General features: G+C 54.3%; 1 protein-coding gene. It reads left to right on the top strand.

The genetic code is table 11. From position 1 onward, the window contains the following. Window positions 1-195: 195 nt before the first annotated feature. Window positions 196-1,179, top strand: coding sequence for an IS110 family transposase (locus tag MWU49_RS17650; RefSeq protein WP_246975046.1), 984 nt, complete (start codon window positions 196-198; stop codon window positions 1,177-1,179). Window positions 1,180-1,218 lie beyond the last annotated feature (39 nt).

Below are 1,218 nucleotides of genomic sequence, written 5' to 3'. Positions count from 1 at the left end.
GGAACTCCTTGTATCTCTCCACGAGTGTTGATTAGCTACCAACACTCACGGGTCGGGCTAAAGCCTGTGGAACTCCTGAGGACATAGATCCTGCGCTGTAGATCTGGCTCCGACCCACATTCTCTTAAATCTGAACGGTATCCGGGCTCTCCCCATCGCGGGATGAAGCCGCATAAGCAAGGGAAGACACGAGAGATGCAGTTTGTTGGAATTGATGTCAGCAAGAAGAAATTCGACACACTTTGGCTCCGCCAAACCCAACCCCAGAAGGTCAAAACACGGGTATTCCAAAATACCCGAGGCCAAGAGCAGACCGTTGTTCAATGGCTGCTCAAACAGACCGGCGCCAAGCCCTCCGAGATTCATGTGGTCCTTGAGGCGACCAGTGTTTACCACGAGAACCTGGCCTATGCCCTCCATGAAGCGGGCATGAAGGTCTATGTCGCTAACCCGGCACGCACCCGGGACTTCGCCAAGAGCGAAGGGTTCTTGAGCAAGACAGACAAGCTCGATTCGCTAGGTCTGGCTTTGTATGCGAAAGAGAAGCATGAGCGGCTTCATCTGTGGCAGCCAGAAGCCCCTGAAGTCAGACAGTTACGCGCCCTTGGCGCTCGACTGGATGCCCTGGAGAAAGACCAGCAGCGGGAAGAAAACCGGCTTGAGAAAGCCCAATTCAACCAGTCCAGCGAACGAGTCATCGTGTCTATCGAGGATATGATCGCAGCACTGAAGGAAGAGATCCGCAAGCTGAAGCAGGATATCGATGATCACATCGATGGCCATCCTCAACTCCAGAACGATCGTGCTTTACTGGATAGCATCAAGGGCATAGGTGATGTGATGTCCAGGGAGCTGCTGTCGTTGATACACAGCCGGCAGTTCCGATCGGCCAAGCAGTGCGCCGCCTTCGTAGGATTAACCCCGATGCACAACGAATCAGGCGACTCGAGGAAGCCGGCAAAGATCCGCAAAGGTGGAAGATCCTCAATCCGCGGGAAACTCTACATGGCGGCCGTCACAGCCTGTACTCACAACCCGGACATCCGGGCACTGAGACAGAGAATGGAGGCCAAAGGGAAATCAAGGATGGCCATCGTAGTGGCTGCCATGAGAAAGCTGGTGCAGATTGCCTACGGGGTGATCAAACACCAGAAGGAATATACCCCGCAAGTCGCCTAGAGAAGGCTTGCAGGGTATGGAGAGAGACGGTATCTACAG

The organism is Alcanivorax sp. S6407, from assembly GCF_023016115.1.
Classification (GTDB): domain Bacteria; phylum Pseudomonadota; class Gammaproteobacteria; order Pseudomonadales; family Alcanivoracaceae; genus Alcanivorax.
This window is presented reverse-complemented; position numbering and strand designations above follow the sequence as displayed.